2 protein-coding genes and 1 riboswitch are annotated in these 4,003 nt (G+C 67.5%); both genes read left to right on the forward strand.

Annotated elements, in window-relative coordinates; all coding sequences use genetic code 11:
• Window positions 1-55: 55 nt before the first annotated feature.
• A complete protein-coding gene (locus tag ACFV15_RS18640) occupies window positions 56-1,135 on the forward strand; it encodes a ribonucleotide-diphosphate reductase subunit beta (protein WP_370942451.1) in 1,080 nt (359 codons plus the stop codon).
• Between the two features lie 228 nt (window positions 1,136-1,363).
• Window positions 1,364-1,592, forward strand: a riboswitch (cobalamin riboswitch).
• A gap of 98 nt (window positions 1,593-1,690) precedes the next feature.
• On the forward strand, window positions 1,691-3,937 hold the full coding sequence (gene metE / locus ACFV15_RS18645; protein ID WP_378351714.1) for a 5-methyltetrahydropteroyltriglutamate--homocysteine S-methyltransferase: 2,247 nt from the start codon (window positions 1,691-1,693) through the stop codon (window positions 3,935-3,937).
• Window positions 3,938-4,003: the final 66 nt, after the last annotated feature.

Genomic DNA, 4,003 nt, shown 5'->3' on the forward strand with positions numbered 1-4,003 from the left:
GGCCGGTTCTAACCGGCCATACCACTCACGACCCCCACACTTTTTGGAGCTTTGAATGACCACAATGGACCCCCAGCTCGCCGACGCGACGGGCCTCGGCGAGATCGAGGTCGGCGCCGCGCGTATCAACGTCGACGACAAGCGCATGATCAACGCCCGCGCCGACGTCAACCAGCTGCTGCCGATGAAATACACCTGGGCCTGGGAGAAGTACCTCGCGGGCTGCAACAACCACTGGATGCCGACCGAGGTCGCCATGCAGGCCGACATCGCGCTCTGGAAGTCCAAGGACGGACTGACCGACGACGAGCGCCAGATGCTCAAGCGCAACCTCGGCTTCTTCGCGACCGCGGAGTCCTTGGTGGCCAACAACATCGTGCTCGCGGTGTACCGCCAGATCACCAACCCCGAGTGCCGCCAGTACCTGCTGCGCCAGGCGTTCGAGGAGGCCGTGCACACGCACACCTTCCAGTACATCTGCGAGAGCCTCGGCCTGGTCGAGGGCGAGCTGTTCAACATGTACCGCGAGGTCCCGTCCATCTCCGCGAAGGACGCCTGGGCGCTCAAGCACACCCAGAACCTGGAGAACCCGGACTTCGAGACCGGAACGCCCGAGGCCGACCAGGCCTTCCTGCGTGACCTCGTCGCGTTCTACGTGATCTTCGAGGGCATGTGGTTCTACACCGGCTTCGCGCAGATCCTCTCGCTCGGCCGCCGCAACAAGATGATCGGCATCGCCGAGCAGTACCAGTACATCCTGCGTGACGAGTCGATCCACCTGAACTTCGGCATCGACTGCATCAACCAGATCAAGATCGAGAACCCGCACCTGTGGACACCCGAGTTCCAGGCCGAGATCCGCGACATGCTCACGGAGGCCTGCCAGCTCGAGGTCGCCTACGCCCGCGACACCATGCCCCGCGGCATGCTCGGCCTGTCGGCCGACCTGTGCGAGCAGTACATGCACTTCATCACCGACCGCCGCGCCCAGCAGATCGGCCTCGCGCCGATCTTCGGCCAGGAGGAGAACCCCTTCCCCTGGATGTCCGAGGCGATGGACCTGAAGAAGGAGAAGAACTTCTTCGAGACCCGCGTCATCGAATACCAGTCGGGCGGCGCCCTCGACTGGGACTGAGCCTGACTCGTGATATCAAGCTTCGGGTTGGTGCCGTGAACGAGGGGAGCCCCTGCTGCGTTGGATGCAGCAGGGGCTCCCCTCGTTCACGTGGCAACCAAGGAGGCCGAGGTTCGGGGGTCGTGAGTGGTACGGCCGGTTCTAACCGGCGTAAACACTCACGACCCTGTACCTGACAGATCCTTCCACGGACTGGGAGCCGTCAGCGCGGCAGCGCGGATTCAGGCTAGGCTCGGCCACGCCACTGGTTCGCCAGGGCGTGGCCGTTTCACGCTCTGGCGAGGCAACAGGGAACCCGGTGTGAATCCGGGACTGCCCCGCAGCGGTATGTGGGAACGAAAGCCGTCACCGTGCGAGACACGGTAAAGCACTGGACACGAGTCCGGGAAGCGACGGCCGGTAGGCGCGTGTGTGACGCCCATGAGTCCGAAGACCTGCCTGTGGTGCGTGTGCCGCAGGCATGCGCGAGTCCGGGCCTCGCGGGAGGGCACGACACGTCATGGTGTCTTTTCGCGCGCGCACGGGCTCCTTCGACGAGCTCGCGAGGAGAGAGCTGTGACCACACGCATCGGCACCACCGTGCTGGGCTACCCGCGTATCGGCCCCGATCGGGAACTGAAGAAGGCCGTCGAGGCCTATTGGGCCGGCCGGATCGACGAGACCGAGCTACAAAAGATCGCCGCTGGGCTGCGCGCCAGCACCGTCGACGAGCTGCGGGCGGCCGGGCTGGACACGATCCCGTCGAACACCTTCTCCTTCTACGACCAGATGCTCGACACGACCGTGCTGTTCGGCGCGCTGCCGAAGCGGTTCACCGAGCTGGGGCTTTCGCCGCTGGACACGTACTTCGCCGCCGCGCGCGGGGTCCAGGAGGCGCCCGCGCTGGAGATGACGAAGTGGTTCGACACCAACTATCACTACCTGGTGCCCGAACTGGGCCCGGACACGTGCTTCGCGCTCAGCGGCACCAAGCCGCTCGACGAGTACCGCGAGGCCGATGGGGAAACCCGTCCGGTGCTGGTCGGCCCGCTCACCTACCTGCTGCTGTCGAAGCCGACCGTGGAGGGCTTCGATCCGCTGCAGCTGCTGGATCAGCTGCTCATCGCCTACACCGAGCTGTTCGCCCAGCTGCACCATGCCGGCGTGCAGTGGATCCAGCTCGACGAGCCCGCCTTCGCGGGTGATCGCACGGACCGTGAGCTGCAGCTGCTGTCGTACGCGTACCGCGTGCTCGGCGGGCTGACCTCGCGGCCGAAGGTGCTGGTCGCGGGGTATTTCGGCAAGCTGGGTAACGCGCTCGGGCGGCTGGCGCGCTCGCCGATCGACGCGCTGGCCGTCGATCTCGTCACCGATCCGTCCGAAGTGGACGCCGTCGCGGCCGAGAGTGCGCTCAAGGACAAGGAAGTCATCGCGGGCGTCGTCGACGGGCGCAACATCTGGCGCGTCGACATCGACACCGCGCTGGGCAAAGCCGCGACGCTGCTCGGGACCGCAGGCCAAGTCGGCGTGTCGACTTCGTGTTCGCTGCTGCACGTTCCCTACGACATCGACCGGGAAGACCTCGGCCGGGTGAACGGGTGGCTGGCGTTCGCGCGCCAGAAGGTCGACGAGGTGGTGCTGATCGGGCGCGCGCTGCGGGAAGACGTCGACCTCACCGCTGCCCGCGAGGCCACGAAAAGCCGTGCCACGGCGAAGGATCTCGTCGACGACCGCGTGCGGGCGCGGTTGCGGGCGCTGCGTCCCGAGCACATCACGAGGCCGCCGTACGCCCAACGGGCCCAAGCCCAGCAGAAGACGCTCAAGCTGCCCGCGCTGCCGTCCACGACCATCGGCTCCTTCCCCCAGACCGCCGAGGTCCGCAAGGCACGCGCCGCGCACCGCGCCGGCAAGCTCGGCGACGACGGCTACCGCGCCGCGATGCACGCCGAGATCGACAAGGTGGTGCGGCTGCAGGAAGATCTCGGCCTCGACGTGCTCGTGCACGGTGAGCCAGAGCGCAATGACATGGTCCAGTACTTCGCCGAGCAGCTCGCCGGGTTCGCCGCGACGGAGTTCGGCTGGGTCCAGTCCTATGGCTCGCGCTGTGTCCGGCCGCCGATCCTCTACGGCGACGTCTCGCGGCCGAAGCCGATGACCGTCGAGTGGGCGCGGTACGCGCAGGCGCTGACCGGCAAGCCGGTGAAGGGCATGCTCACCGGCCCGGCCACGATCCTCGCGTGGTCGTTCGTCCGCGACGACCAGCCGCTCGGCGACACCGCGCGCCAGGTCGCGCTGGCCATCCGCGACGAGGTGCACGACCTGGAGTCGGCGGGCATCCGCATCATCCAGGTCGACGAGCCCGCGCTGCGTGAGCTGCTCCCGCTGCGGGCGGCCGGCCACGAGGCGTACTTCGCGTGGGCGGTCGACGCGTTCCGGCTCGCCACCTCGGGCATCTCGGACTCCACCCAGATCCACACGCACATGTGCTATTCGGAGTTCGGCGAGGTGCTGCCCGCGATCGACGCGCTCGACGCGGACGTGACCAGCATCGAGGCCACCCGCTCGAAGATGGAGGTGCTCGCCGGCCTCAGCTCGGCCGGGTTCGGCCGCGGTGTCGGGCCGGGTGTCTACGACATCCACTCGCCCCGCGTCCCGAGCATCGACGAGGTCACCGGTCTGCTGCGCACCGCGATCGGCGCGGTGCCCGCGGAACGCGTTTGGGTGAATCCCGACTGCGGCCTCAAGACCCGCGGCTACGCGGAAGTCGAGCCCGCGCTGCGCAACCTGGTCGCGGCCGCACACCACGTCAGGGCCGAGCTTTAGGTAGTCGTGAGTGGTATGGCCGGGACGAAACGCGCAAACCGCACACCGCCCACCAAGTGTGCGCGG

Origin of the sequence: Amycolatopsis sp. NPDC059657 (assembly GCF_042734395.1) — a bacterium.
Lineage (GTDB): Bacteria > Actinomycetota > Actinomycetes > Mycobacteriales > Pseudonocardiaceae > Amycolatopsis.

Bases quoted from the DNA above. Each gene is read 5' to 3' on its own strand.
- ACFV15_RS18640 (WP_370942451.1), top strand. From the start codon at position 56: ATGACCACAATGGACCCCCAGCTCGCCGACGCGACGGGCCTCGGCGAG.